This window comes from Streptomyces griseochromogenes (assembly GCF_001542625.1).
GTDB classification, from domain to species: domain Bacteria; phylum Actinomycetota; class Actinomycetes; order Streptomycetales; family Streptomycetaceae; genus Streptomyces; species Streptomyces griseochromogenes.
Genome location: NZ_CP016279.1, coordinates 1,725,113 through 1,751,687, shown reverse-complemented (window position 1 = coordinate 1,751,687; position 26,575 = coordinate 1,725,113). Strand labels below are relative to the sequence as shown.

The 26,575-nt window shown below is 71.9% G+C and carries 17 protein-coding genes; 14 read left to right on the top strand and 3 right to left on the bottom strand.

Annotated features, from left to right (window positions below):
* Positions 1-116: 116 nt before the first annotated feature.
* The 6 genes from glgX to AVL59_RS08165 all read left to right on the top strand — a co-directional run bounded on the left by glgX (position 117) and on the right by AVL59_RS08165 (position 7,082).
* A complete protein-coding gene (gene glgX, locus AVL59_RS08190) occupies positions 117-2,363 on the top strand; it encodes a glycogen debranching protein GlgX (protein ID WP_208870333.1) in 2,247 nt (748 codons plus the stop codon).
* 125 nt (positions 2,364-2,488) lie between these two features.
* Positions 2,489-2,995, top strand: coding sequence for a SigE family RNA polymerase sigma factor (locus AVL59_RS08185; protein ID WP_067300948.1), 507 nt, complete (start codon positions 2,489-2,491; stop codon positions 2,993-2,995).
* 10 nt (positions 2,996-3,005) lie between these two features.
* Positions 3,006-3,551: a hypothetical protein gene (locus AVL59_RS08180; protein ID WP_067300945.1), complete on the top strand. Its 546-nt coding sequence runs from the start codon at positions 3,006-3,008 to the stop codon at positions 3,549-3,551.
* A gap of 76 nt (positions 3,552-3,627) precedes the next feature.
* Positions 3,628-4,443: a dolichyl-phosphate beta-glucosyltransferase gene (locus tag AVL59_RS08175; protein WP_372450389.1), complete on the top strand. Its 816-nt coding sequence runs from the start codon at positions 3,628-3,630 to the stop codon at positions 4,441-4,443.
* Positions 4,440-5,684 (top strand): glycosyltransferase family 39 protein, encoded by a 1,245-nt coding sequence (locus AVL59_RS08170; RefSeq protein ID WP_067300942.1) that lies wholly within the window; start codon positions 4,440-4,442, stop codon positions 5,682-5,684. Before AVL59_RS08175 ends, AVL59_RS08170 begins: the two co-directional genes overlap by 4 nt.
* 9 nt (positions 5,685-5,693) lie before the next feature.
* On the top strand, positions 5,694-7,082 hold the full coding sequence (locus AVL59_RS08165) for an MFS transporter (protein ID WP_079146575.1): 1,389 nt from the start codon (positions 5,694-5,696) through the stop codon (positions 7,080-7,082).
* Here the strand turns inward: AVL59_RS08165 and AVL59_RS08160 are convergent.
* Together AVL59_RS08160 and AVL59_RS08155 are read right to left on the bottom strand one after the other, a co-directional pair.
* Complete coding sequence (locus tag AVL59_RS08160) at positions 7,021-8,898, bottom strand: ABC transporter ATP-binding protein (protein WP_067300936.1); 1,878 nt, start codon at positions 8,896-8,898, stop codon at positions 7,021-7,023. The genes AVL59_RS08165 and AVL59_RS08160 overlap by 62 nt on opposite strands.
* Positions 8,895-10,688: an ABC transporter ATP-binding protein gene (locus tag AVL59_RS08155; RefSeq protein ID WP_067317026.1), complete on the bottom strand. Its 1,794-nt coding sequence runs from the start codon at positions 10,686-10,688 to the stop codon at positions 8,895-8,897. Before AVL59_RS08155 ends, AVL59_RS08160 begins: the two co-directional genes overlap by 4 nt.
* 209 nt (positions 10,689-10,897) lie before the next feature.
* On the opposite strand from AVL59_RS08155, the gene AVL59_RS08150 reads away from it, so the two are divergent.
* The 6 genes from AVL59_RS08150 (at position 10,898) to AVL59_RS08125 (ending at position 19,664) form a co-directional block, all read left to right on the top strand.
* Positions 10,898-12,637, top strand: a complete 1,740-nt coding sequence (locus tag AVL59_RS08150) for an ABC transporter transmembrane domain-containing protein (protein ID WP_067300933.1) — start codon at positions 10,898-10,900, stop codon at positions 12,635-12,637.
* Positions 12,634-14,397: an ABC transporter ATP-binding protein gene (locus tag AVL59_RS08145; RefSeq protein WP_067300930.1), complete on the top strand. Its 1,764-nt coding sequence runs from the start codon at positions 12,634-12,636 to the stop codon at positions 14,395-14,397. Before AVL59_RS08150 ends, AVL59_RS08145 begins: the two co-directional genes overlap by 4 nt.
* 316 nt (positions 14,398-14,713) lie before the next feature.
* Positions 14,714-16,768, top strand: a complete 2,055-nt coding sequence (locus AVL59_RS08140) for a M4 family metallopeptidase (protein ID WP_067300929.1) — start codon at positions 14,714-14,716, stop codon at positions 16,766-16,768.
* A gap of 252 nt (positions 16,769-17,020) precedes the next feature.
* Positions 17,021-18,679 carry a M4 family metallopeptidase gene (locus tag AVL59_RS08135; RefSeq protein WP_067300926.1) on the top strand — a complete coding sequence of 553 codons (1,659 nt, stop codon included), beginning with the start codon at positions 17,021-17,023 and terminating at the stop codon, positions 18,677-18,679.
* Positions 18,680-18,744: 65 nt separating this feature from the next.
* Entirely contained in the window at positions 18,745-19,266 is a 522-nt protein-coding gene (locus tag AVL59_RS08130; protein ID WP_067300924.1) for a DUF1990 domain-containing protein, read from the top strand.
* A complete protein-coding gene (locus tag AVL59_RS08125; protein WP_067300922.1) occupies positions 19,263-19,664 on the top strand; it encodes a hypothetical protein in 402 nt (133 codons plus the stop codon). The genes AVL59_RS08130 and AVL59_RS08125 overlap by 4 nt, the downstream gene beginning before the upstream one ends.
* A 29-nt stretch (positions 19,665-19,693) precedes the next feature.
* Here the strand turns inward: AVL59_RS08125 and glgP are convergent, their stop codons facing one another.
* Complete coding sequence (glgP, locus tag AVL59_RS08120) at positions 19,694-22,312, bottom strand: alpha-glucan family phosphorylase (protein WP_067300920.1); 2,619 nt, start codon at positions 22,310-22,312, stop codon at positions 19,694-19,696.
* A gap of 357 nt (positions 22,313-22,669) precedes the next feature.
* On the opposite strand from glgP, the gene AVL59_RS08115 reads away from it, so the two are divergent.
* Together AVL59_RS08115 and treS are read left to right on the top strand one after the other, a co-directional pair.
* Entirely contained in the window at positions 22,670-24,796 is a 2,127-nt protein-coding gene (locus tag AVL59_RS08115) for an alpha-1,4-glucan--maltose-1-phosphate maltosyltransferase (protein WP_067300917.1), read from the top strand.
* Positions 24,793-26,511: a maltose alpha-D-glucosyltransferase gene (gene treS / locus AVL59_RS08110; protein WP_067300915.1), complete on the top strand. Its 1,719-nt coding sequence runs from the start codon at positions 24,793-24,795 to the stop codon at positions 26,509-26,511. The genes AVL59_RS08115 and treS overlap by 4 nt, the downstream gene beginning before the upstream one ends.
* The last annotated feature ends 64 nt before the right edge of the window (positions 26,512-26,575 follow it).

The following is a 26,575-nucleotide window of genomic DNA, read 5'->3' as shown; positions in this document are numbered from 1 at the left end:
TCGGAGCCGTCGGGGCGCAGCCGTACCGGGCGGCCGGGCGTGCCCACGCGCACCCCCGGCCCTTCGGCGCGGCCGACCGCGCCCCGGGGACGAGCCACTGAAAGAGGGGCCGACAGGTGACGAGCGCAGCGGAGCGGCGGGCACGGTCCGAGGAGCCGGCCGCCGGGAGCGGGCACCCTGCCACCGCGGTGAGCGGCTCCCGTCGCGCCCTGCCGCCCGTGGCGCCCGTGTGGCCGGGTGCGCCGACTCCGCTGGGGGCCCGGTTCCGGGTCGGGCCCGACGGGGTCGCGGGCACCAACTTCGCGCTGTGGGCGGCCGGCGCGGAGGCGGTCCGGCTGTGCCTGTTCGACGAGCACGGCCGGGAGACCCGGGTTCCGCTGACCGAACTGACGCACGAGATCTGGCACGGCTTCGTGCCGGGCGTGATGCCCGGGCAGCGGTACGGCTACCGGGTGGACGGCCGCTGGGACCCCTGGGTCGGCGCCCGCTGGAACCCTGCGAAGCTGCTCCTCGACCCGTACGCGCGCGCGGTGGACGGTGAGTTCGGGCTGCCGCCGGAGGTCTACGGGCACGTCCGGGACTGGCCGCAGCAGCAGGTCGCCGACACCGTGCGCGACGACCGGGACTCGGCACCGCACGTCCCCAAGGGTGTCGTCGTCGACGATGACGACGACTGGGAGGACGACCGCCGCCCGAAGACGCCGTGGGCCGACTCCGTCATCTACGAGCTGCATGTCCGCGGCTTCACCAAGCTGCACCCGGACATCCCCGAGGACCTGCGCGGCACCTACGCGGGCCTGGCGCACCCGGCGGCGATAGAGCACCTGGTGAGGCTGGGTGTCACGGCCGTGGAACTGCTCCCCGTGCACCAGTTCGCGCACGAGGACCATCTGCTGCGCCGCGGCCTGAGGAACTACTGGGGCTACAACTCCATCGGCTACTTCGCCCCGCACGCGGCCTACGCGGCCTCCGGGACGACGGGCCAACAGGTCGGCGAGTTCAAGCGGATGGTCCGCGCGCTGCACGCGGCCGGCATCGAGGTCGTCCTCGACGTGGTCTACAACCACACCGCCGAGGCGGGCGAACTGGGCCCCACCCTCTCCCTGAAGGGCATCGACAACCGGGGCTACTACCGCCTCCAGGACGACGCCCGCCGCTACGCCGACTACACCGGCTGTGGCAACACCCTGCACGTGGTCCAGCCCCAGGTGCTGCGGCTGATCACGGACTCGCTGCGCTACTGGGTGACGGAGATGGGCGTGGACGGCTTCCGGTTCGACCTGGCGGCGGCGCTCGCCCGCTCGATGCACGACGTCGACATGCTGTCCCCGTTCCTGGCGGTCATCGCGCAGGACCCCGTGCTGCGCCGCGTCAAGCTGATCGCCGAGCCCTGGGACATCGGCTCGGGCGGCTACCAGGTGGGCGCCTTCCCCCCGCTGTGGACGGAGTGGAACGACCGCTACCGCAACACGGTCCGCGACTTCTGGCGCCATGCCCTGCCCGACGTACGGGAGATGGGCTACCGGCTGTCCGGCTCCAGCGACCTGTACGCCTGGGGCGGCCGCCGCCCCTACGCCTCGGTCAACTTCGTCACCGCGCACGACGGCTTCACCCTGCGTGACCTGGTGTCGTACGAGACCAAGCACAACGAGGCCAACGGCGAGAACAACCGGGACGGCACGGACGACAACCGCTCCTGGAACTGCGGCGCCGAGGGCGAGACGGACGATGAGCGGGTACGGGCGCTGCGGCGCGGGCAGCTCAGGAACCTTCTGACGACCCTGCTGCTGTCCACCGGTGTGCCGATGCTGGTCGCGGGTGACGAACTCGGCCGCACCCAGCGCGGCAACAACAACGCCTACTGCCAGGACAACGAGATCAGCTGGCTGGACTGGTCGCTGCTGGACGACCCGGTCTGGCGCCCGCTGTGCGACCTGACCTCCCGGCTGATCGAGCTGCGCCACCGGCACCCGGTGCTGCGCCGCCGCGCCTTCTTCTCCGGGCGCGCCCACTCGGCGGACGGACTGCGCGATCTGGCCTGGTTCACCTCGCGGGGCGAGGAGATGACCGAGGGCGACTGGTACGCACCCGCCGCCACGCTTGGCATGTATCTGTCCGGTCGGGACATCCCGGGCCGGGACGAGCGGGGCGCGCCCGTCGTGGACGACAGCTTCCTCGCGGTGCTGCACGCGGGCGAGGGCCCGACGGCCTTCGTCCTGCCGGGACCGCCCTGGGCGGAGCGCTACGAAGTCCTGGTCGACACCTCCCGCGAGGACCAGGCCGAGCCCCCGGGCACGCTCCACCCGGCCGGCACGGAGATCACGGTTCCGGCGCGGGCCGTGCTCCTGCTGCGGGTCGGCTGACGCCGTGTGACATCGATGCGCGGGCACCGGGTGTGACGCGGATCACGCCCACGGAGTGCAGCACGGAAGGGGGTCCAAGGCCTTTCCCCTTGTGGAGAGTGTCGGCGAGAACGGGGACCCAGGGAATGGAGCAGGCTCGGGCAGGTGAGTACGACGCGTTCGTGGCGGCCCGCTGGTCGGTGTTGTTCCATCTGGCCCGTCTGCTCACCGGGGGCGACCGGCACCGTGCCGAGGACCTGTTGCAGGAGTCCTTGGTCAAGCTGTGGTTCGTCTGGCCGAAGGTCGCCGACGAGGCGCCGGAGGCGTATGTGCGCAAGGTGCTGACCCGGGCCGCGGCCCGCTCGGCCCGCCGGCGCTGGTGGGGCGAACGGCCCATCGAGCAGCTGCCCGAGACGGCGGCGGCCGGCGACCTGTCGGCCACCGTCGCCGAGCGCTCCCGGCTGGAGGCGGCGCTCGCCCAGCTGAGCCCGCAGCAGCGGGCCGCCGTGGTGCTTCGCTACTACCAGGACCTGCCCGACCGGCAGGTCGCCGAGACCCTGGGCTGCCCGGTGGGCACGGCCCGGTCCCATGCCGCGCGCGGGGTGGCCCGGCTGCGCCGGCTGCTGGCCGACGTCATCGAGCCGGTGGGGTGAGGGAGAACCCATGGACCAGACGGATCGCATGGATCACTTCGAACGGCAGCTGGCGCAGCTGATGCACAGCACCCGGGAGCACGGCTCCTTCGAGCCCGGACACCGGGAGCGGCTGCACGCGGGCGTGCGGACCCGGCGCCGGGTGCGGGCGGTGCGCCGGGCCGCCGGGTCCGTCCTGGCGGTCGCCGGGCTCGGCCTCGGGCTGTTGCTGTGGCCGCACGCACCGGGCACGGACCAGCCGAGCGCGCCCCACCCGCGGCCCGCCGTCAGCCCCGTGCCCACCCCGACCACATCACCCTCGCCGGACGACTCGCCGAGCGCCCCGCCCAGTTCGACCTCGACGCAGTCACCGAACCCGGGCGGAACGACGGAGACGTCCGTGCCGCCCGCGACGTCGGGGAGCTCCGCCCCGGCCTCCGGCCCCCCGCCCGGCGACACGGCCACGTCGACCGCGACCGCCCCGGACACGGTCACCTCGCCACCGCCCACTCGGTCCGCGACCCCGCCGGCCGACCCGTCCGACGCATCCACCTCGGCGGCCCCCCCGACCGGATAGCTCGCCGCCCTCCCCGTCACCGAACCGCCGCGCGTGCCTCCGGCGCGCCCAGCACACGAGAACGTAAGGGATTTACGTGATATATCTCCGCACCGGCCGGACGGCCTCGGCCAGGACCCCGCTGCCCCGGAGCGCGCCGCTGCCCTCCCACCACGAGGAGCCCGTCCTGGACCTGGCCGTGCCGGTGTACAACGAGGAGAAGGACCTGGGGCCGAACGTCCGGCGGCTGCACGCGCATCTGCGGGAGACGTTCCCCTACCCGTTCCGGATCACCATCGCCGACAACGCCAGCACGGACGGCACGGCGGACATCGCCGCGCACCTAGCGGACGAACTGGCCGAGGTGGAGTGGACACGGCTGCCCGAGAAGGGACGCGGCCGGGCGCTGCGCGCCGTCTGGTCGGGTTCGCGGGCGCCCGTGCTGGCGTACACGGACGTGGACCTGTCCACCGGGCTCGCGGCGCTGCTGCCGCTCGTCGCGCCGCTCATCTCGGGCCACTCCGACCTGGCCATCGGCACCCGGCTCGCGCCCGGCGCCCGGGTGGTGCGCGGCCCGAAGCGGGAGGTCATCTCCCGCTGCTACAACGTCCTGCTGCGCTGCACCCTCTCCGTCGGCTTCTCGGACGCGCAGTGCGGGTTCAAGGCGGTGCGGCGCGATGTCGTCGAGCGGCTGCTGCCGCAGGTGCGGGACGGGGAGTGGTTCTTCGACACCGAGCTGCTGGTGCTCGCCGAGCGGGCGGGGCTCAGGATCCACGAAGTGCCGGTGGACTGGGTCGACGACCCGGACAGCCGGGTCGACATCCTCTCCACCGCGCTGGCCGACCTGCGCGGCATCGCCCGGATGCGGCGTCAACTGGCGCAGCGCCGCCGTACCGGGTCAAGCGCCGCATGACCACGACCCTGCCCCGCATACCCGCACCGGCCCCCGCCTGCCCGCCCGGCACCCGGCAGCGCCTGAGCGCCGCCGCCCGCCGCCACGGCCCGGTCCTCGCCTTCTACGGGGCCCTGAAGCTCATCGGCTTCTGCTCCTTCATGTACCTGCTGGACTCGGCCGGTGACTTCCGCACCAAGCACCCCCGCTTCGGCGGCGGAGCGCACGCCTGGGACGTGCTCGCCACCTGGGACGGCTGGTGGTACCAGCAGATCGCGCTGCACGGCTACGACCCGAAGCTGGTCCATGTCCCCGGCGCCACCGGCCTGATCACGCTGGAGGGCAACTCGGCGGCGTTCTTCCCGCTCTACCCGGCGCTGATGCGGCTGACGTCCGCGGTCACGGGCCTGGGCTCCTACGGCGCGGGCATCCTGGTCTCCGTCCTCGCCTCGTTCGCGGCCGCCCTCGGGATCTACGCCGTCACCGAGCGGCTGGGCGGCCGGCGGGCCGGTCTCGCCGCGGCCGGGCTGTGGGCGGTCTGGCCCGGCTCCGGCGTGGAGTGGGCGGTCTACTCCGACTCCCTCTACGTCGCCCTGGCCGCCTGGACCTGCCACGCCGTCATGACCCGCCGCTGGCTCACCGCCGGGGTCCTCACCTTCGCGGCCGGGCTCAACCGCCCCACCGCCGCCGCGCTGATCGCCGCGCTCGGCGTCGCCGCGCTGTACGCGCTGCGCGACCGCCGCGACGGCGTGCTGCGCCCGCTCCTCGCCCTGGCCCTGGCCCCGCTCGGGCTGCTCGGCTACCTCGGCTGGGTGGGGCACCGCATGGGCGACTACGGCGGCTATTTCAAGCTCCAGTCGGGCGCCTGGGCGCACAGCTTCGACTACGGCAAGCAGACCTTCGACGTGCTGACGTCCGTACCGGTGGGCCACTTCACCTATCTGTCCCCCTGGCCCTTCGCGGACGTGATCGGCGTCGGAGTCGTCCTTCTGGCCTTCGCCCTCCTGCCCCTGCTGCTGCGCCTGCGGCCTCCGGCGGTGCTGGTCGTGCACACCGTGCTGACCCTCGTCCTGGTCCTCGGCAGCCAGCAGATCTTCGCCAACGTCTCCCGCTATCTGCTCCCCTGCTTCCCGCTGTTCGTCCCCCTGGCCATGGCGATGCGCCGGCTCAGCCTGCGCGTCCAGTGCACGGTGCTGGGCATCGCGGCCCTGGCCTCCGGCTCGTACGCGGGCTACGCGCTGTTCGAACTCGGGGTGCCGTAGGGTCGCCCGATGCGCGCAGGACAACGTACTGCCGACCGCCGGCTGGGCCGGGATTTCCATGCCGTGCAGGCCGCGGCCTTCCTGAACGGCGTGGGCACCCGCTGCGGGCAACTCGCCGTGGCCTGGTGGTCCCTGGGGGAAACCGGAAGCCCCGCCGTCTTCTCGGGGTTCGTCGCCCTCGGCACCGCGGCCGAGATCGGCACACGCGGTCTGCTGGGCCGGCTCGGCGACACCTACCGGCCCGACCGTCTCATCGCCCTGTGCTACCTGTTGAGCTCGGCCACCGTCGCCGTACTGGCGGCTCTGTATGCCGGGGGGCTGTATCACCCCCTTGTCCTGGCCCTCGGTCTGGCGCTCCTCGGCTTGAGCAACGGCGTGCGGGAACCGCTGCAGACGACGGTGGTGCGCGCTCTCGTGCCGGTGCGGCAGGTGGAACAGGCCATGCGCCGCCGTGGCAGTGTCACCTCGATCACGTCCCTCCTCGGCCCGATCGTCGCGAGCGTCCTGCTGGGCCTGTGGGGAACCGGCCCCACACTCGCCGTCAACGCGGCCGCGGTCGCCTGCGGTCTCGTCCTGATGCGGACGGTGCGCACCACGACTCCCGCGCGCCGCGGTCCCGGATCCGGTGAGCGGTCACGCCTTCGCACCTGGTACCGCGGCACCCGGGAAGGGTTCGGTGCGCTGTACCGGATCAAGTCCGAATTCCATCTGGCGCTCCTGGCCCTGGTGGTCAATCTCGGCCTGTACCCGGTGTTCGCGGTCCTGTTGCCGTCCCTCACCCGAAGGGAGTTCCCCCATGCCACCTGGCTGGTCGGCATCGTGGAAGGCGCCTTCGGCGCCGGACTTCTCCTCGGGAGCCTCGGCGCGGTCGCCAGGCTGACACGGCCGTTCGGCCGGTTCACCGTCGTCATCGGCGGGTTCGGCCTCACCGGCGGTGCGATCCTGTGCAGCGGGATCGCCGGCCGCGCCGTGACCCGTGACCCGGCACTGCTGGCGGCCGTCCTCGTTCCCTGCTTTCTCGTCGGCGGTATCGGATTGATCATGATCACGGTCACGACGTCCACCGTGCGCGTGCTCGCCACGCCAGAGGGCATGCGCAACAGGATCACGTCCTCGGCGGCCTTCCTTTCCGGTCTGGCCGTCCCCCTGGGCAACGTCCTCGGAGGCGTCCTCGCGCAGGGGGTGGGTGAGGCGATGGCGCTCACCGTCTTCGGAGCGCTCATCATCGCGGCCACGGTGACCGGCTCTCGCAGTTCCGGCCTGCGCCGGGTCCTGACCCTGCCGGACGATGCCCTGCCCGACGCGTACCCGCGTCTGTACCCCCGCGCCTTTCGGGCTACGCCAGACTCTCCCGCCAGGCCCGGTGCAGGTCCGCGAACCGGCCCGTGCCCGCGATGAGCTCGTCCGGGCGGCCGTCCTCGACGATCCGGCCGTGCTCCATGACGAGGACCCGGTCCGCGATCTCCACGGTGGACAGCCGGTGCGCGATCACGACGGCGGTGCGGCCGCGCAGCACGGTCGACATCGCCCGCTGCACGGCCCGTTCGCCCGGTATGTCCAGGGAACTGGTCGCCTCGTCCAGGATCAGCACCGCCGGGTCGGCGAGCAACGCGCGGGCGAAGGCCACCAGTTGGCGCTGGCCGGCTGAAATACGCCCCCCTCGCTTGCGTACGTCCGTGTCATATCCGTCGGGCAGCGCACCGATGAACTCGTGCGCGCCGATCGCCTTCGCGGCCCGCTCGATCTCCTCACGGGTGGCGTCGGGCCGGCCGATCGCGATGTTGTCCGCGACCGTTCCGGAGAACAGGAACGCCTCCTGCGTCACCATGACCACCCCGCGCCGCAGCTCGGGCACGGCCAGCTCACGCAGGTCGACGCCGTCCAGCAGCACCCGGCCGCCGGAGGGGTCGTAGAAGCGGGCGAGCAGCTTGGCCAGGGTCGACTTGCCCGCGCCGGTGGAGCCGACGACGGCGACGGTCTGCCCGGCCGGGAGGGTCAGGTCGAAGCGGGGCAGCACCTCGCCGCCGGTGCGGTAGGCGAAGCGGACCCCGTCGAAGACGACCTCGCGCCCCGGCAACCGGCCCTTCGGGGGCGGCAGTTCGCGGGGCACCGACGGCTCGGGCACGGAGGGCGTCTGCGCCAGCAGACCGGCGATCTTCTCCAGGGAGGCGGCCGCCGACTGGTAGGAGTTCAGGAAGATGCCGAGCCGGTCGATCGGGTCGTACAGCCGTCGCAGATACAGCACCGCCGCCGCCAGCACACCCAGCTCCAGCGAGCCGGACGCCACCCGGTAGGCCCCCCACAGCACGATCGCCGCGACCGCCGTGTTGGCCACCAGCCGGGAGCCGACGACGTACCTGGCCATCTCCAGCATCGCGTCGCCGTTCGTCCGCTCGTGCCGCCGGTTCAGTACGGCGAACTCAGCGTCGTTCGCGGACTCCCGGCGGAAGGCGCGCACCGGCCGGATGCCGTTCATCGTCTCCACGAACTTCACGATCACCGACGCGATCGCCGTGGACCGCACGCGGTACACCCGCCCCGCGCGCCGCTGGTAGAGCCGCACGAGCAGATACAGCGGCACGAAGGAGGCCACCGCCACCGCGCCGAGACCGAGATCCAGCCACAGCAGCATCGCCGAGATGTAGACGAAGGACAGCACGACGCCCACCAGCTCCTGCAGCCCCTCGTCGAGGAGTTCGCGCAGGGACTCGACGTCGGTCGTGGAGCGGGAGATCAGCCGGCCCGAGGTGTACCGCTCGTGGAAGTCGAGGCTCAGGGCCTGCGCGTGCCGGAAGATGCGGCCCCTGAGGTCCAGCAGCACGTCCTGGCTGACCCGGGCGGAGGCCTCGATGAACGCGAACTGCAGCCCGCCGGAGACCAGCGCGCACAGCAGATAGCCGATGGCCACCGCGATCAGCGGGCCGTGGCGATGGTCCCGGAGCGCCGGTACGGCGTTGTCGATGGCGTACGCCACCAGCAGCGGGCCCGTCTGCACGGCCGCCTGCTGGAGCAGCAGGAGGAGGGTGGTGAAGGCGGCCCGGGCCCTCATGGGGGCGAGCAGCGAGCGCAGCAGGGCACCCGTGGCACCGGGCGGGGTGGGCAGGACGTCCTGGTCGACGGGGTCGCCGGTATCGCCGCCGGCGAGGGATTCCTGGGGGCGGGGTATTCGGTCGTCGTCGTCCGTGGCGGGGGTGGCGGTCGTGGTGGTGGTCATCGGTTGACCTCTTCCTCGCCTGGTTCGCCGGACATCAGGTGTGCGTACTCGGCGTCGGTGCGCAGCAGTTCCTGGTGCGTCCCGACGGCGGTGATCCGGCCCTCCGACAGCAGGGCGACGCGGTCGGCGAGCAGCACCGTGGACGGGCGGTGGGCCACGATCAGCGCGGTGGTGTCCGCGAGGACCTGACGCAACGCGGCCTCCACGGCGGCCTCCGTGTGCACGTCCAGGGCGGACAGCGGGTCGTCCAGCACCAGGAACTCCGGGCGGCCGACGACCGCGCGGGCCAGCGCGAGGCGTTGGCGCTGGCCGCCGGACAGGCTCAGGCCCTGCTCGCCGACCTGGGTGTCGGTGCTCTGCGGCAGTGCGTGCGCGAACTCGGCCTGCGCTATGGCCAGGGCCCGGTCGAGGTCCGCCTTTCCGGCGCCGTCGGCGGCTCCCATCAGCACGTTCTCGCCGATGCTCGCCGAGAAGAGGGTCGGTTCCTCGAAGGCGACCGCGACCTTGGCGCGCAGTTCCTCGCGGGACATGGCGGTGATGTCCACGCCGTTCAGGGTGATGCGGCCGGAGGTGAGCTCGTGCAGGCGCGGGACGAGGGCGGTGAGGGTCGTCTTCCCGCTGCCGGTGGCTCCGACGAGGGCCATGGACTCGCCGGGGCGTATGTGGAGGTCGATGCGGCTGAGGAGGGGCGGGGAGTCGGGTGGGGCGTCGGGGTAGCGGAACCGGACGTCGTCGAAGCGGAGTCCGTCCGCGAGCCCGGTGCTGCCGGGCGCGGCCACGTCCACGTCTTCCGGGTCCTCCGGCTCCTCGTCCATCACCTCGAAGTACCGCTCCGTAGCCGTCGCCGCCTCCTGGCTCATCGCCAGCAGGAAGCCGATCGAGTCCACCGGCCACCGCAGCGCGAGTGCCGTGCTCAGGAAGGCCACCAGCGTCCCGGCGGACAACGCGCCGTCGGCCACCCGCACAGCTCCCAGCACCAGCGCCGCGCCGATCGCCGCCTCCGGGAGCGTCACGATGACGGCCCAGATGGTCGCCAGCAGCCGTGCCTTGCGCAGCTCCGTGCCGCGCAGGGTGCCCGACAGCTGCCCGAACACCCGCGCCTGGCTGCGGTGCCGGCCGAAGCCCTTGATGACGCGGATGCCGAGCACGCTCTCCTCGACGACCGTCGTCAGGTCCCCTACCTGGTCCTGCGCCCGGCGCGCCACCTCGGCGTAGCGCCGCTCGAAGAGGGCGCAGGTCCACATCACCGGGACGGCGGGCCCGAGGATGACCAGCCCGAGCACCCAGTCCTGCATCAGCATGATGACCACGCCGACGAGGATGGTGACCCCGTTGACCAGCAGGAACGTCAGCGGGAAGGCGAGGAACTGACGCAGCAGCATCAGGTCGGTCGTGCCGCGCGAGAGCAGCTGGCCGGAGGCCCAGCGGTCGTGGAAGGCGACGGGCAGCCGCTGCAGACGGCCGTACAGGGCCGCCCGCATCTCCGCCTCGACGTGCGACAGCGGACGGGCCACCAGCCAGCGCCGTATCCCGAACAGGAGCGCCTCGGCGATCCCGAGCAGGAGCAGGTACAGCGCGCCGAGCCAGACTCCCGCCGGGTCCCGGTCGGCGACCGGCCCGTCCACGATCCACTTGAGGACGAGCGGGATCACCAGCCCGGTACAGGAGGCGACGACCGCGACGAACGCGGCCGTGAACAGCCGTACCCGCACGGGACGCACGTACGGCCACAGCCTCAGCAGGGTGCGTACGGCGGAGCGGTCCTCGATGGTTGCACGTGTCGTGGGCATCATCGCGAGCCTACGGATCCGCACCGGCGACGCCCACCGAGTTTTGGCCGGACCAGGCTCCGTCGCTGGTCCTACGACCAGCGCGTTCGAGGGGCCGTAGGGGCTCGGCGCATGGCTTATTCGATGGAGCGGCCGCCCGCGCGCTCGGTACCTTCGAAGTCGCCCGGCCGGCCCGCGGTTCCGGCGCGGCCGGTGGGATCGGGGGCGGCATGATCGACGCGTACGAGGACCCGGGCACGCCCGACACGCGTGGCGGCTGGCACTACTTGTGGTGGCTGGTGCTGCGCCAGCCGGCCCGGTCGGTGGCCGGTGCGCTGCTGGGCAGTGTGTGGCTGGTGCTCATGGCCGCGCAGCCGTACATGATGGCGCGGGCGGTCGACGACGGGCTGGTGCCGGGTCACCTGGGCGTGCTGGCCTGGTGGACGGTCGCGATGTTCGGGCTCGGGGCGCTGAACTCCTGGCTGAGCATCATGCGGCATCGCACGATGACCCGGGTGCGGATGGACGCCAACTTCCGCACGGTCAAGCTGGTCGTCGGGCACGCGGCCCGGCTGGGAGCGGTGCTGCCGCGCCGGGCCGGGGCCGGTGAAGTCGTCACCATCGGGGTCGGCGACGTGCAGACCCTCGCCCAGGCGCTGACCGTGGTCGGGCCCGGGGTGGGCTCGATCGTGGTGTACCTGGTGGTGGCCGGGCTGCTGCTGGCCGTCTCGGCGCCGCTGGCCGCCGTGGTGCTGCTCGGGGTGCCGGTGATCGCGCTGCTCACCGGGCCGCTGACGCTGCGGCTGCAGGGCGCGGAGAGCGAGTACCGGGAGCGTCAGGGCGTGCTGACGGCGCGGATCGGGGACCTCGCGGGCGGGCTGCGCGTCCTCAACGGTCTCGGCGGCAAGGGGCTGTTCGCGGACGCCTTCCGTGCGGACTCGCAGCGGCTGCGCGCGCAGGGCTACCGGGTGGGCGCGGTGGCCAGTTGGGTGCAGGCGCTCGGGGTGGGCCTGCCCACGCTGTTCCTGGCCGTGGTGACCTGGCTGGCGGCCCGGCTGGTGGCCCAGGGGTCCATCACCGTGGGCGAGTTGGTGTCGGTGTACGGCTATGTGGCGGTGCTGATCGGGCCGGTGTCCTTCATCGTGCAGATGGCCTATGAGCTGAACCGGGGCGTGGTGGCCGCCCGCCGGGTCGTGGGGCTGCTGCGGCTGATGCCGGAGCCCGACGAGGGCGAGCTGCCCGCGCCGGACGGGCCGGCCGAGCTGCGCGACCCGGTCTCCGGGGTGCGGGCGGCGCCGGGCCTGCTGGTCGCGCTGGCCGCCGCCCGCCCCGCCGAGGCCGCCGCCGTCGTCGACCGCCTCGGCCGGTACGGACCCACCGACGCCACCTGGGGCGGGGTACGGCTCGACGCGGTCCCGCTGGCCGACGTACGGTCCCGGATCCTGGTCGCCGACAACGAGGCGGACCTGTTCGCCGGACCGCTGAGGGAGGTGGTCGCCGCCGAGCACACGGCCGGGGAGGCGGCTGTGCGGCGGGCGGTGCACGCGGCCGCCGCCGACGATGTCGTACGCGGGCTGCCCGACGGTCTCGACTCGGCGGTGGCGGGGCAGGGCCGCAGCCTCTCCGGCGGGCAGCGGCAGCGGATCCGGCTGGTGCGGGCGCTGCTAGCCGACCCCGAGGTGCTGCTCGCCGTGGAGCCGACGTCGGCGCTGGACGCGCACACCGAGGCCACGGTCGCCGAGCGGCTGCGGGAGGCGCGAAAGGGCCGTACGACGGTGGTCACGAGCACCTCGCCGCTGGTGCTGGACCGCGTGGACACGGTGCTGTTCCTGGTCGACGGCAAGGTGGCGGCGAGCGGGCCGCACCGGCGGCTGCTGGCCGAGGAGCCCGGCTACCGGGCGCTGGTGGCCCGGGACGTCGACGACGAGGGCACCGAGGGTGCCGCGAGCGCGGAGGGGGTCGTACGGTGACGGCGGACAGGGGGCTGCTGCCGGTCGCGGACCGGGCCCGGGTGCGGCGGGCGACCGCGCGGCTGGTGCGGGCCGACGGGCGGGCGTTCGCCGCCGCCCTGGTGCTCAACGCGCTGGCGGCCGGGGCGGGGCTCGCCGGGCCGTGGCTGGTCGGGCGGATCGTCGACGAGGTCCGGGCGGGGCACGGGGTCGGGGCGGTGGACCGGCTGGCGCTGTGGATCCTGCTCTGCGCGCTGGCCCAGCTGCTGCTCGCGCGCTGGGCGCGGTATGTGGGGCACCGGTTCGGGGAGCGGACGCTGGCCCGGGTGCGGGAGGAGTACGTCGACCGGGTGCTGGCGCTGCCCGCGTCGACGGTGGAGCGGGCCGGGACCGGCGATCTGACCGCGCGGGGCACGGCCGATGTGGCGGTCGTCGGCACGACGCTCAGGGACGTCGGCCCGGAGCTGCTGGTGAGCGGTGTGCAGGCGCTGTTCGTGCTCGGCGCGGTGTTCGCGCTGGACCCGCTGCTCGGCCTGTTCGGCGTGCTGGGTCTCACGCCGATCTGGCTGGCGCTGCGCTGGTACCTGCGGCGGGCCCGGGACGGCTACCTCGCCGAGGGCGCGGCCACCTCCGAGGTCGCCGAGATCGTGGCGGCCACGGCGGCCGGGGCGAGGACGGTCGAGGCCTTCCGGCTCCAGCGGCGGCGGACCGCGGCGAGCCGGGACGCGCTGGAGAAGTCCCGCCGGACCCGCTTCTACACGCTCCGGCTGCGCACCGTGTTCTTCCCGGCGGTCGAGGTGACGTACACCGTGCCCGTGGTGGGTGTACTGCTGCTCGGCGGATGGCTGCACCAGCGCGGTGCGGTGGGCGTCGGCGCGGTGGTGGCCGCGGCGCTGTACCTGCGCCAGTTCACCGAACCGCTGGACCAGATCCTGATGCGGGTGGAGCAACTGCAGAGCAGCAGCGCCTCGTTCGCCCGGGTGGAGGGGCTCGCGCAGGCGCCCCGGGGAGGGACGGACGGCGGCTGCCAGGAGCCGGCGGACGACCGGATCGACGTGCGCGGGGTGCGGTACGCCTACGAGCGCGGCGGCGAAGTGCTGCGCGGGGTGGACCTGACGGTACGGCCCGGGGAGCGGCTCGCCGTGGTGGGCCCGTCCGGGGCGGGCAAGACGACGCTGAGCAGACTCCTCGCGGGCATCGACAGGCCCGGGGCGGGCACGGTGACGGTGGGCGGAGTCCCGGTCGCCGCGCTGGAGCCGGAGCGGCTGCGCCGCCAGGTCGTCCTGGTCACCCAGGAACACCACGTCTTCCTCGGCACGGTCCGCGACAACCTCCTCATCGCCGAACCGGCCGCCGCGGACGCCGACTTGTGGGCGGCGCTGACGGCGGTGGGCGCCGACGAATGGGTCCGCGGCCTCGCGGGCGCCCTGGACGCCCCGCTCGGGCAGCACGGTCATCCCACCGACGGCTCCCAGGCCCAGCAACTGGCCCTGGCCCGGGTGGTGCTGGCGGATCCGCACACCCTGATCCTCGACGAGGCCACCGCCCTCCTCGACCCCACCACCGCCCGTCACACCGAGCGGGCGCTGGCCGCGGTCCTGGAGTCCCGCACGGTCATCGCCATCGCCCACCGCCTCCACACGGCCCACGACGCGGACCGGGTGGCGGTCATAGAGGACGGCCGCCTGACCGAACTGGGGACCCACGAGGACCTGGTGGCCGCGGCCGGTGCGTACGCGTCCCTGTGGCGGACATGGCACGGGGACGGCGCCGAATCCTGAACGGGGCGAGGGGCCGGCAGGCCGCCCCGGGCAGGCTCCACGGCACTCCGGCACACCCAACAGTCCGCATACCGAACATGAACATCCGGTCAACGAACGATTTCCAGCCAACTTCATGACGCGGTCCTGACAGACACCGTGATCCCCTGCCACTCTTCCCACGGCCGACTCAGAGCAACCCCACATTTCGCGCACGCTTCGCGTGAGCCGGCTCCGCACCTGCACGTGGTTCCGCGTAATGCCCTGTTCTGCCCGGACGTCACCCACCGTCCGGTCTCCCCTGGCCGCGCGACCCGCGGTCACGCAGAAGGAGTCAGTGTTGAGTAGCACCTCTCGCAGACGCACCTCCCACACAGTGCAGCGCCCGACGGCGCACCGCCGCACCGCCACCGTCGCCCTCGCGGGCGTCGCCGCCCTGATCGCCGCGGCCCTCCAGTCCGGCGCCGCGTCCGCCACCCCGGCGAAGCCGCAGGCCGGCAAGGTCAACCCCGCCCACATGGCCCTCAAGCTCTCGCCCTCGCAGCGCGCCGAGCTGATACGCCACGCCGACGCCGAGAAGGCCTCCACGGCCAAGGCGATCGGCCTCGGCAGCAAGGAGCGGCTGGCCGTCAAGGACGTCGTCAAGGACGCCGACGGGACCGTGCACACCCGCTACGAGCGCACCTACGCGGGTCTTCCGGTGCTCGGCGGCGACCTGATCGTCGACACCGCCAAGTCGGGCGCGACCAAGAGCGTCATCAAGGCCAGCAACGCCACGCTGAGCGTCTCCGCCCTCACCCCCGCCGTGACGAAGTCGGCCGCCGAGAAGCAGGCCGTGCAGCGCGCCAAGGCCCTCGGCAGCACCAAGTCGGCCGCGGACAGCGTGCGCAAGGTGATCTGGGCCGGCTCCGGCAAGCCCGTGCTCGCCTACGAGACGGTCGTCGACGGCCTCCAGGACGACGGCACCCCGAACCAGCTGCACGTCATCACCGACGCCGCCACCGGCAAGAAGCTCTTCGAGTTCCAGGGCATCAGGACGGGCATCGGCAACACCCAGTACAGCGGCAAGGTGGACCTGACCACGACCCAGTCGGGGTCGAACTACACCCTGACCGACGGGGCGCGCGGCGGCCACAAAACGTACAACCTCAACCACGGCAGCTCGGGCACCGGCACCCTGTTCTCCCAGACCAACGACACCTGGGGCAACGGGACCACGTCCAACGCGGCCACCGCGGGCGCGGACGCCCACTACGGCGCGGCCGAGACCTGGGACTTCTACAAGAACACCTTCGGCCGCAGCGGCATCAAGAACAACGGCGTCGGCGCCTACTCCCGCGTCCACTACGGCAACGCGTACGTGAACGCCTTCTGGGACGACAGCTGCTTCTGCATGACCTACGGCGACGGCTCCGGCAACAACGACCCGCTGACCTCGCTGGACGTCGCGGGGCACGAAATGAGCCACGGCGTCACCTCCAACACCGCGGGCCTGGAGTACAGCGACGAGTCCGGCGGCCTGAACGAGGCCACCAGCGACATCATGGGCACCGGCGTGGAGTTCTACGCCAACAACAGCACGGACGTCGGCGACTACCTCATCGGCGAGAAGATCAACATCAACGGCGACGGCACCCCGCTGCGCTACATGGACAAGCCCAGCAAGGACGGCGGCTCCGCCGACTCCTGGTACTCGGGCGTCGGCAACCTCGACGTGCACTACTCGTCGGGTGTGGCGAACCACTTCTTCTACCTGCTCAGCGAGGGCAGCGGCGCCAAGGTCATCAACGGCGTCAGCTACAACTCGCCGACGTCGGACGGCCTCCCGGTCACCGGCATCGGCCGGGACAAGGCGCTGCAGATCTGGTACCGGGCGCTGACCACCAAGTGGACGTCCACCACCGACTACGCGGCCGCCCGCACCGGCACCCTCGCGGCGGCGGGCGAGCTGTACGGCACCTCCGGCGCCGAGTACAAGGCGGTCCAGGACGCCTGGGCGGCCGTCAACGTCGGATCCCGCTCGGGCGGCGGGGGCGGCGGCGGGACGTCGTACGAGAACAACACCGTGGTGTCGATTCCGGACAACGGGCCCGCGGTGACCTCGCCGATCACCGTCTCCGGCAGGACCGGAAACGCGCCGAGCAACCTTCAGGTGAGCGTCGACATCACCCACACCTGGCGGGGTGACCTGGTGATCGATCTGGTCGGTCCCTCGGGCACCTCCTACCGCCTGAAGAACTTCTCCTCGTCCGACTCGGCGGACAACGTGAAGCAGACCTTCACGGTCAACGCCGCCTCCGAATCGGCCAACGGCACCTGGAAGTTGAAGGTCCAGGACCAGGCGGCACAGGACGTCGGCACCATCAACGACTGGAAGTTGACTTTCCCGTAAACCGCGTCCCACCAGCACGGGAACAGGATGCCGCCGGAGGGTTACAACAACCTCCGGCGGCGCCGGTTTACACAGTTGAAACGTTCGCCGGACAGTCGGTTTTCGGCCAACATCACTTCAGGGTCCTGACATGTACGCGGCCCTGATGTCACAGTTCCTTCACCCGCCGCAGCAGCACCGCAGTTTCACAACGACATACTCACCGGCCAGTAACCCCACACTGCCCGGTCTCCCCCACGAGAAGGAGCTTTCGTGAGCCCCCTCTACGCGCGTCACAAGCGCACCACTCTGGCCATCGCCACCGCTGTCGCGGCCGGAGCTCTCCTCTCCACCGGTCTGGCCGCCAGCGCCAACGCCCAGGCCACGACCGGGACCGCCGCCAAGCTGTCGGCCGCCCCGACCGCGCTGTCCGCCGCTGCCCGCACCACCCTGGTCCAGCAGGCCCAGGCCTCCGCCGCCCGGACCGCGCAGCACATAGGCCTCGGCGCCAAGGAGAAGCTCGTCGTCAAGGACGTCGTCAAGGACGCCGACGGCACCGTCCACACCCGCTACGAGCGCACCTACGCGGGCCTGCCGGTGCTCGGCGGCGACCTGGTCGTGCACACCGCCAAGTCGGGCAAGACCGAAGGCGTCACCAGAGCGACGAAGGCGGCCATCAAGGTTGCCTCGCTCAAACCGCAGATCACCGCCGCCAAGGCCGCGCAGCAGGCGGTCGGCGCCGCCAGAACCCTCGGCTCCGCCAAGAGCACGGCGAACGGCGCGCGCAAGGTGATCTGGGCCGGCTCGGGCAAGCCCGTCCTCGCCTACGAGACCGTCGTCGGCGGCCTCCAGGACGACGGCACCCCGAACCAGCTGCACGTCATCACCGACGCCGCCACCGGCAAGAAGCTCTTCCAGTACCAGGGCATCGAGAACGCCACCGGCACCGGCAAGACGCTGTACTCGGGCACCGTCAGCCTCAACTCCACGCAGTCGGGCTCGACGTACAACCTGACCGACAGCACCCGGGGCGGTCACAAGACCTACAACCTGGCGCGCAAGACGTCCGGCAAGGGCACCCTGGTGGCCAGCTCGAGCAACTCCTTCGGCACCGGCACCGCCTCCAGCTCCTCCTCCGACCAGACCGCGGCCGCCGACGCCGCCTACGGCGCGCAGGAGACCTGGGACTTCTACAAGTCCACCTTCGGCCGCAGCGGCATCAAGAACGACGGTGTCGGCGCCTACTCCCGGGTCCACTACGGCAGCGCGTACGTGAACGCCTTCTGGGACGACAGCTGCTTCTGCATGACCTACGGCGACGGCGAGGGCAACACCGACCCGCTGACCTCGCTGGACGTGGCCGGCCACGAGATGAGCCACGGCGTCACCGCCAACACCGCGGGCCTGGACTACTCGGGCGAGTCCGGCGGCCTGAACGAGGCCACCTCGGACATCTTCGGCACCGGCGTGGAGTTCTACGCCAACAACTCCAAGGACGTCGGTGACTACCTCATCGGCGAGAAGATCAACATCAACGGCGACGGCACCCCGCTGCGCTACATGGACAAGCCCAGCAAGGACGGCGGCTCGGCGGACTACTGGTCCTCCTCCGTCGGCGACCTGGACGTCCACTACTCGTCGGGCGTGGCCAACCACTTCTTCTACCTGCTGTCCGAGGGCAGCGGTGCGAAGACGATCAACGGGGTCAGCTACAACTCCCCGACGAAGAACGGCTCGACGGTCACCGGCATCGGCCGCGCCAAGGCGCTGCAGATCTGGTACAAGGCGCTGACCACGTACTTCACCTCCACCACCGACTACTCGGACGCCCGCTCGGGCACCCTGTCGGCGGCGGCGGACCTGTACGGCTCCGGCAGCACCGAGTACAAGGCGGTGGCGGCGGCCTGGACCGCGGTCAACGTCACCGGCTGACGAAGCGGCTGACGGGCGGTACCCGGGCGGAAGGCGTCCCGGGTACCGCCCTACGCTTGTGACCCATGTCCTCGGCGCCCTTCACCTACGAGCCCGTCGGCGCGACCCGCGACGACCTGACCCACTGCCCGTCCGGCTTCCACCCACTGCTCGTGCGCACGCGCCTCGGCGAGGGCCAGAAGCTCTTCGAGCGGGCCGCCGAGGCGGTCCTGACCTGGGAGATGCACCGCGCCCTGGGCGTGGGCATCGACGCCACCGCGGACCGGGCCACGCCCGGCGTGGACGTCACGGTCACCCTGGCCGGCGTGATCAAGGCCCCCTGCCGCATCATCTGGACGCTGGAGGAACCCCGCCGTGCCGGCTGGGCCTACGGCACCCTGGAGGGCCACCCCGAGTGCGGCGAGGAGGCCTTCGTGGTCGACCGCACCGGAGACGGCACCGTCTGGCTGACGGTGGCCGCCTTCAGCCGTGGCCAGAAGTGGTACGCCCGCGCGGGCGGTCCGGCGACGCGCGGCCTGCAGCACGCCTACGCCCGCAGGTGCGGGGCGGTGCTGAAGCGGCTGTGCGCGGGGTTGTCGGAAGCGTGACCGGGTCCGCTTCCGCCGCCGCCCGGCGCCGGCGCGCGCTGCTCGTACCGCTGCTGACGGCCGTCTCGGCGGGGCTGCTCGTCGCGCACCTGGGCTTCAGCTCCGACACGTACCGGAACTGCAGGTACCTGGGCCCGTCCACCCGGATGTACGTCACCTCGTGGGCCGGTCTCACCTGCGCGCTGGGCTCCCTGCTGGTGTACACCGCGGTCCGCCGTGCCGCGCACAGGTACGGCGGACCGGCGGGGACGACCTGGCGGGAACGGCTCGCGGCGGGGTCCGCGCTGCTGTGCCTGCCGCTGGCCGTGACACTGCTCATGACGGTCTACTGGCTGTACGCCCCGGACCCGGCCGGCGGGGACGACTGCTCGGGCCTGGCGCGGCTGGTCGCGCCGTAGCGCCGAGCGGTCGTCCCGTGACGGGACACCTACCGCAGCAGCACCCCCGCCCCCTCCGCCGTCTCCTCCGACGGCACCGCCACCAGCCCCGGTTCCACGCCGCTCGCGAGCAGACGGTGGGCCGGGAGGACGCGGACGGTGTAGCCGTAGGGGCCCGTGCGGTCCAGGGAGAGGGTGCCCTCGTAGAGGCGGCGGCCCTCCAGGTCGGGGGCGCCGGCCGGCTTCAGCGGGACCGTCGTGGCGTCGGTGATGCGGTCCTCGGCGTCGACCCGGCCCGAGACCGCCTGCACCTCGACGTCGTCCGGGGTCAGCTCGCCCAGCCCCACCCGCACCCGAAGTCCCACGCTCGTGCCCAGTTCCGCGGTGGCCGCCTGGGCCGTCGCCTCGACGTGGTCGACGCTCACGCCGGACCAGGCGGCGCGCAGCCTGGCCTTCCAGGCGGCCAGTTCACCGGCCGTCTCCGGGGTCAGCGCACGGTGGGAGAGGGCGGCGGGCGTGTACAGCCGGTCGACGTACTCGCGGACCATGCGGCCCGCCAGCACCTTCGGGCCGAGCTGGGTCAGCGTGCGGCGGACCATCTCGATCCAGCGGTCGGGCAGCCCGGCCCGGCCGCGCTCGTAGAAGCGGGGGGTCACCCGCTGTACGAGGAGGTCGTAGAGGGCGGCGGCCTCGATGTCGTCGCGACGGTCGGGGTCGGTGCCCGCGCCGTCCGCGGTGGGAATGGCCCAGCCGAAGTCCGGCTTGAACCATTCGTCCCACCAGCCGTCGAGCACGGAGAGGTTGAGGCCGCCGTTGAGGGCCGCCTTCATCCCGGAGGTGCCGCAGGCCTCCAGCGGGCGCAGCGGGTTGTTCAGCCAGACGTCGCAGCCGGGGTAGAGCTTCTGGGCCATCCCCATGCCGTAGTCGGGCAGGAACACGATGCGGTGGCGTACCCGCGGGTCGTCGGCGAACCGCACCAGTTCCTGCACCAGCCGCTTCCCGCCGTCGTCGGCCGGATGCGCCTTGCCCGCGACGACGATCTGGAGGGGCCGCTCCGGGTGCAGCAGCAGCTCCATCAGCCGGTCCCGGTCCCGCAGCATCAGCGTGAGCCGCTTGTACGACGGGACACGGCGGGCGAAGCCGATGGTCAGCACGTCGGGATCGAACACGCCGTCGATCCAGCCCAACTCGGCGTTCCCGGCCCCGCGTTGCCGCCAGGAGGCACGCAGCCGCTCCCGTACCTCGAGAACCAGCCGTTCGCGCAGGGTGCGGCGCAGCTCCCAGATCTCCTGGTCCGGGATGCCGGCGATCGAGTCCCAGCGCTCGGGGCCGCCGACGCTCAGCGCGTCCTCGGCCCGCTGGGCGCCGACCTCCCGGGCACCCAGCCGGAGCACCTCCGGGGCGACCCAGGTCGGGGCGTGCACCCCGTTGGTGACCGAGGTGATCGGCACCTCCTCGGCGTCGAAGCCCGGCCACAGGCCCGCGAACATCTCCCGGCTGACCTGCCCGTGCAGCAGCGAGACCCCGTTCGCCCGCTGGGCCAGCCTGAGCCCCATCACGGCCATGTTGAACAGGTTCGGCTCGCCGCCCGGGTAGGTCTCCATGCCCAGCGCCAGGATGCGCTGCACGTCGATGCGCGGCAGTTCGGCGTCCGCCCCGAAGTGCCGGGCGACCAGCTCCCGGTCGAAGCGGTCGATTCCGGCCGGGACGGGGGTGTGCGTGGTGAACACGGTCCCGGCCCGGACCGCCTCCAGCGCGGAGTCGAAGTCCAGCCCCGTCTCGCACAGTTCGGCGATCCGCTCCAGACCGAGGAAGCCGGCGTGTCCCTCGTTGGTGTGGAACACCTCGGGCTGGGGGTGCCCGGTGAGCCGGCAGTACGTCCGCACGGCCCGGACACCCCCTATCCCCAGCAGCATCTCCTGCAGCAGCCGGTGTTCGCTGCCGCCGCCGTACAGCCGGTCGGTCACCCCGCGTTCGCCGAGGTCGTTCTCCTCCACGTCCGAGTCGAGCAGCAGCAGCGGCACCCGGCCCACCTGGGCCAGCCAGATCCGCGCGTGCAGCGCCTTGCCGCCGGGCAGGGCGAGGGAGAGCCCGGCCGCGGTGCCGTCGGCCTCCTTCAGTGGGCCGAGGGGCAGCTCGTACGGGTCGAGCACCGGATAGTGCTCCTGCTGCCAGCCGTCCCGGGACAGGGTCTGGCGGAAGTAGCCGTGCCGGTAGAGCAGTCCGACGCCGATCAGCGGGACCCCGAGGTCGCTGGCCGCCTTGAGATGGTCGCCGGCCAGGATGCCGAGGCCGCCGGAGTACTGGGGCAGTGCGGCCGTGATGCCGAACTCCGGGGAGAAGTAGGCGACGGCGGCGGGCAGCCCGTCGCCCTGGTGCTGGTACCAGCGGTCGCCGGTCACATAGTCGTCGAGATCGTCGGCGGCCGCGGTCAGCCGGCGCAGGAACCGCCGGTCCCCGGCCAGCTCGGCGAGCCGGGCCGGGCGCACCCCGCCCAGGAGCCGGACCGGGTCGCCCTCGGCGGCGGCCCAGCGCTCGGGGTCGACGGACTGGAACAGATCGCGCGTTTCCACATGCCAGGACCAGCGCAGATTGCGCGCCAGGTCGTTGAGCGGCCGGAGGGGTTCGGGGAGAACGGGACGGACGGTGAACCGACGGATCGCCTTCACATTCCACCTCGGACGCGTCGCGGGGGGAGACGCACGGCGCTGTACGTCTCGTCGTCAGTGTCGACGGTAGTGGTTACCGGAGCGTCGGTGGGGACGTACCGGGGCGGGTGTCGGGGCGCGGCGGGAGCACGCCGCAGGCGGCACCGGGGCGTGCGGACGCGGTCTGCGGGCACCTGGAAAAGTGGGCCGGTCTTGTGCGTAGACATACGCGTGAGTAGTTAACAAAGTGCCGGATTGCCCACCCGAATAGGGTGGGAAGGCTCCTCCGGTACGCACAGCAGCACCACAGCTCAACCGCAGGACCCACCTCCCCATATCCCTCCGCCCACACCCACGTTGAAGCGGACAGGAGCGGTCATGCCCGCCACGCACCACCACTCGTCAGCTCCACCGGCGGCCAGCAGGAGCGCCGGAAAGAAAAGTTCGGGTAAGAAAACGGGAACGCCGGCGGAGAACCTCCGCGATCCGGCGCCGCCCGGCCCGCGCCCCGCCCCGGCCGAAGCCACGAGCGTCGGCCGTATCCCCGTCCTCGACGTGCGCCCCGTGGTCCAGCACGGGCGCAGGCCCGCCAAGGCCGTGCCGGGCGAGTCGTTCGAGGTGTCGGCCACCGTCTTCCGGGAGGGCCACGACGCGGTCGCCGCGAACGTCGTGCTGCGGGATCCGCGGGGCCGGCCGGGCCCCTGGACGCCGATGCGCGAACTCGCCCCGGGCACCGACCGCTGGGGCGCCACCGTCACGGCCGGCGAGACGGGCCGGTGGACCTACACGGTGGAGGCCTGGTCGGATCCGGTCGCCACCTGGCGGCACCTTGCGCAGATCAAGATCCCGGCGGGCATCGACACCGGTCTGGTCCTGGCGGAGGGCGCACTGCTGTACGAGCGGGCGGCCGCCGGGGTCCCCGAGGAGCAGCGGCCCATCGTGCTGGAGACCGCCGCCGTGCTGCGGGACGAGGACCGCCCGGCCCCGTGGCGGCTCGCGGCCGCGTTGTCCCCGGAGGTGGACGCGGTGCTCTCGCGCCACCCGCTGCGGGAGCTGGTCACCGCCTCCGACCCGCTGCCCCTGCTCGTCGAGCGCGAACGAGCCCTGTACGGCTCCTGGTACGAGTTCTTCCCCCGCTCCGAAGGCACACCCGAACAACCCCACGGCACCTTCCGCACCGCCGCCCGCCGGCTGCCGGCCATCGCCGACATGGGCTTCGACGTCGTCTACCTCCCACCCGTCCACCCCATCGGCACCACCCACCGCAAAGGCCGCAACAACACCCTCACCGCCACCGCCGAGGACGTCGGCGTGCCCTGGGCGATCGGCTCCCCCGAAGGCGGCCACGACGCCGTCCACCCCGGCCTCGGCACCCTCGAGGACTTCGACCACTTCGTGACCCACGCCCGGGAACTGGGCCTGGAGGTCGCACTGGACTTCGCGCTGCAGTGCTCACCGGACCACCCCTGGGTCCACAAACACCCGGAGTGGTTCCACCACCGCCCCGACGGCACCATCGCCCACGCCGAGAACCCCCCGAAGAAGTACCAGGACATCTACCCCATCGCCTTCGACGCCGACCTCGACGGCCTGACCGCGGAGACCGTCAGGATCCTGCGGCACTGGATGGACCACGGGGTACGGATCTTCCGCGTCGACAACCCGCACACCAAACCGGTCATGTTCTGGGAACGGGTCATCGCCGAGATCAACCACCAGGACCCGGACGTGATCTTCCTGGCCGAGGCCTTCACCCGCCCCGCCATGATGCGCACCCTGGCCCAGATCGGCTTCCAGCAGTCCTACACCTACTTCACCTGGCGCAACGGCAAGCAGGAACTGACCGAGTACCTGACCGAGCTGTCGGGCGAGACGTCCTCCTACATGCGGCCGAACTTCTTCGCCAACACCCCCGACATCCTGCACGCCTACCTCCAGCACGGCCACCGGCCCGCCTTCGAGGTCCGCGCCGTCCTCGCCGCCACCCTCTCCCCCACCTGGGGCATCTACAGCGGCTACGAACTGTGCGAGAACACCCCCCTGCGCGAGGGCGGCGAGGAATACCTCGACTCCGAGAAGTACCAGCTCACATCCCGCGACTGGCAGGCCGCGGCCCGCGAGGGCCGCACCATCGCCCCCCTCATCACCACCCTCAACACCATCCGCCGGGAACACCCCGCACTGCGCCAACTGCGCGATCTCCACTTCCACCACGCCGACCAGGACGCGGTGATCGCCTACTCGAAGCGGAGCGGATCGAACACGGTTCTGGTGGTCGCCAACCTCGACCCCCACCACACCCAGGAGGCCACGGTCTCGTTGGACATGCCGCAACTCGGCCTGAACTGGCACGAGTCGGTGCCGGTGCGCGATCTGCTCACCGGCGAGACCTATCACTGGGGCAGGGCCAACTATGTGCGCCTCGAACCGGGCCATAGGCCCGCGCATGTCTTCTCGGTTCTGCGACCGTCCACCCCGCAGATCGGAGGGTCACCCACAATATGATCGTCAACGAGCCCGTCCCGGACACCTTCGAGGACACTCCCGCGGGGGACCGGGACCCGGAGTGGTTCAAACGCGCCGTCTTCTACGAGGTACTCGTCCGCTCCTTCCAGGACAGCGACGGCGACGGCATCGGCGACCTGAAGGGTCTGACCGCCAAGCTCGACTACCTGCAATGGCTCGGCGTCGACTGCCTCTGGCTGCCGCCCTTCTTCAAGTCCCCCTTGCGTGACGGCGGTTACGACGTCTCCGACTACACCGCCGTGCTCCCCGAATTCGGTGACCTGGCCGACTTCGTGGAGTTCGTCGACGCCGCCCACCAGCGCGGCATGCGCGTCATCATCGACTTCGTCATGAACCACACCAGCGACCAGCACCCGTGGTTCCAGGAGTCCAGGCGGGATCCGGACGGACCGTACGGGGACTACTACGTCTGGGCCGAGGACGACAAGCAGTTCCAGGACGCCCGGATCATCTTCGTCGACACCGAGGCCTCCAACTGGACGTACGACCCCGTACGCAAGCAGTACTACTGGCACCGCTTCTTCTCGCACCAGCCGGACCTCAACTACGAGAACCCGGCGGTGCAGGAGGAGATGATCTCCGCGCTGAAGTTCTGGCTCGACCTGGGCATCGACGGGTTCCGCCTGGACGCCGTGCCGTACCTGTACCAGCAGGAGGGCACGAACTGCGAGAACCTGCCGGCGACCCACCAGTTCCTGAAGCGGGTGCGCAAGGAGATCGACACCCAGTACCCGGACACCGTGCTGCTGGCGGAGGCGAACCAGTGGCCGGAGGACGTGGTCGACTACTTCGGCGACTACGCCTCCGGCGGCGACGAGTGCCACATGGCGTTCCACTTCCCCGTCATGCCGCGCATCTTCATGGCCGTACGCCGCGAGTCCCGCTACCCCGTCTCCGAGATCCTGGCCAAGACCCCGGCCATCCCCTCGGGCTGCCAGTGGGGCATCTTCCTGCGCAACCACGACGAGCTGACCCTCGAAATGGTCACCGACGAGGAACGCGACTACATGTGGGCCGAATACGCCAAGGACCCGCGGATGCGCGCCAACATCGGCATCCGCCGCCGCCTGGCACCCCTGCTCGACAACGACCGCAACCAGATCGAGCTGTTCACCGCCCTGCTGCTGTCCCTGCCCGGCTCGCCGATCCTCTACTACGGCGACGAGATCGGCATGGGCGACAACATCTGGCTCGGCGACCGCGACGCCGTCCGCACCCCCATGCAATGGACGCCGGACCGCAACGCGGGCTTCTCCTCCTCCGACCCCGGTCGGCTGTTCCTGCCCACCATCATGGACCCGGTCTACGGCTACCAGGTCACCAACGTCGAGGCCTCCATGTCCTCGCCGTCCAGCCTGCTGCACTGGACCCGCCGCATGATCGAGATCCGCAAGCAGAATCCTGCCTTCGGACTGGGGTCCTACACCGAGCTGCAGTCCTCGAACCCGGCCGTGATCGCGTTCCTGCGGGAGGCCCCCCTGTCAGAGGAGGGAAGGGACGACATCGTGCTGTGCGTGCACAACTTCTCACGGTTCGCTCAGCCCACGGAGCTGGACCTGAGAAGGTTCACCGGACGGCATCCCATCGAGCTGTTCGGCGGGGTGCGGTTCCCCGCGATCGGCGAACTGCCGTACCTGCTGACCCTGGCGGGGCACGGCTTCTACTGGTTCCGGCTGCGCCGGGACGCGGTGTAGTCCTCCGGCCGGGTGGGGCGGTGGGCGGTTTCCGCCGTCCCGCCCGGGGCACGCATCAGTAACA

What these genes read in the sequence shown, in the direction of transcription:
- AVL59_RS08115 (WP_067300917.1), top strand. Translation starts at nt 22,670, where the DNA reads ATGCCCGCCACGCACCACCACTCGTCAGCTCCACCGGCGGCCAGCAGG.
- AVL59_RS08165 (WP_079146575.1), top strand. Translation starts at nt 5,694, where the DNA reads ATGCGCGCAGGACAACGTACTGCCGACCGCCGGCTGGGCCGGGATTTC.
- AVL59_RS08170 (WP_067300942.1), top strand. Translation starts at nt 4,440, where the DNA reads ATGACCACGACCCTGCCCCGCATACCCGCACCGGCCCCCGCCTGCCCG.
- AVL59_RS08155 (WP_067317026.1), bottom strand. Translation starts at nt 10,688, where the DNA reads ATGCCCACGACACGTGCAACCATCGAGGACCGCTCCGCCGTACGCACC.
- AVL59_RS08180 (WP_067300945.1), top strand. Translation starts at nt 3,006, where the DNA reads ATGGACCAGACGGATCGCATGGATCACTTCGAACGGCAGCTGGCGCAG.
- AVL59_RS08150 (WP_067300933.1), top strand. Translation starts at nt 10,898, where the DNA reads ATGATCGACGCGTACGAGGACCCGGGCACGCCCGACACGCGTGGCGGC.
- AVL59_RS08185 (WP_067300948.1), top strand. Translation starts at nt 2,489, where the DNA reads ATGGAGCAGGCTCGGGCAGGTGAGTACGACGCGTTCGTGGCGGCCCGC.
- AVL59_RS08130 (WP_067300924.1), top strand. Translation starts at nt 18,745, where the DNA reads ATGTCCTCGGCGCCCTTCACCTACGAGCCCGTCGGCGCGACCCGCGAC.
- AVL59_RS08160 (WP_067300936.1), bottom strand. Translation starts at nt 8,898, where the DNA reads ATGACCACCACCACGACCGCCACCCCCGCCACGGACGACGACGACCGA.
- treS (WP_067300915.1), top strand. Translation starts at nt 24,793, where the DNA reads ATGATCGTCAACGAGCCCGTCCCGGACACCTTCGAGGACACTCCCGCG.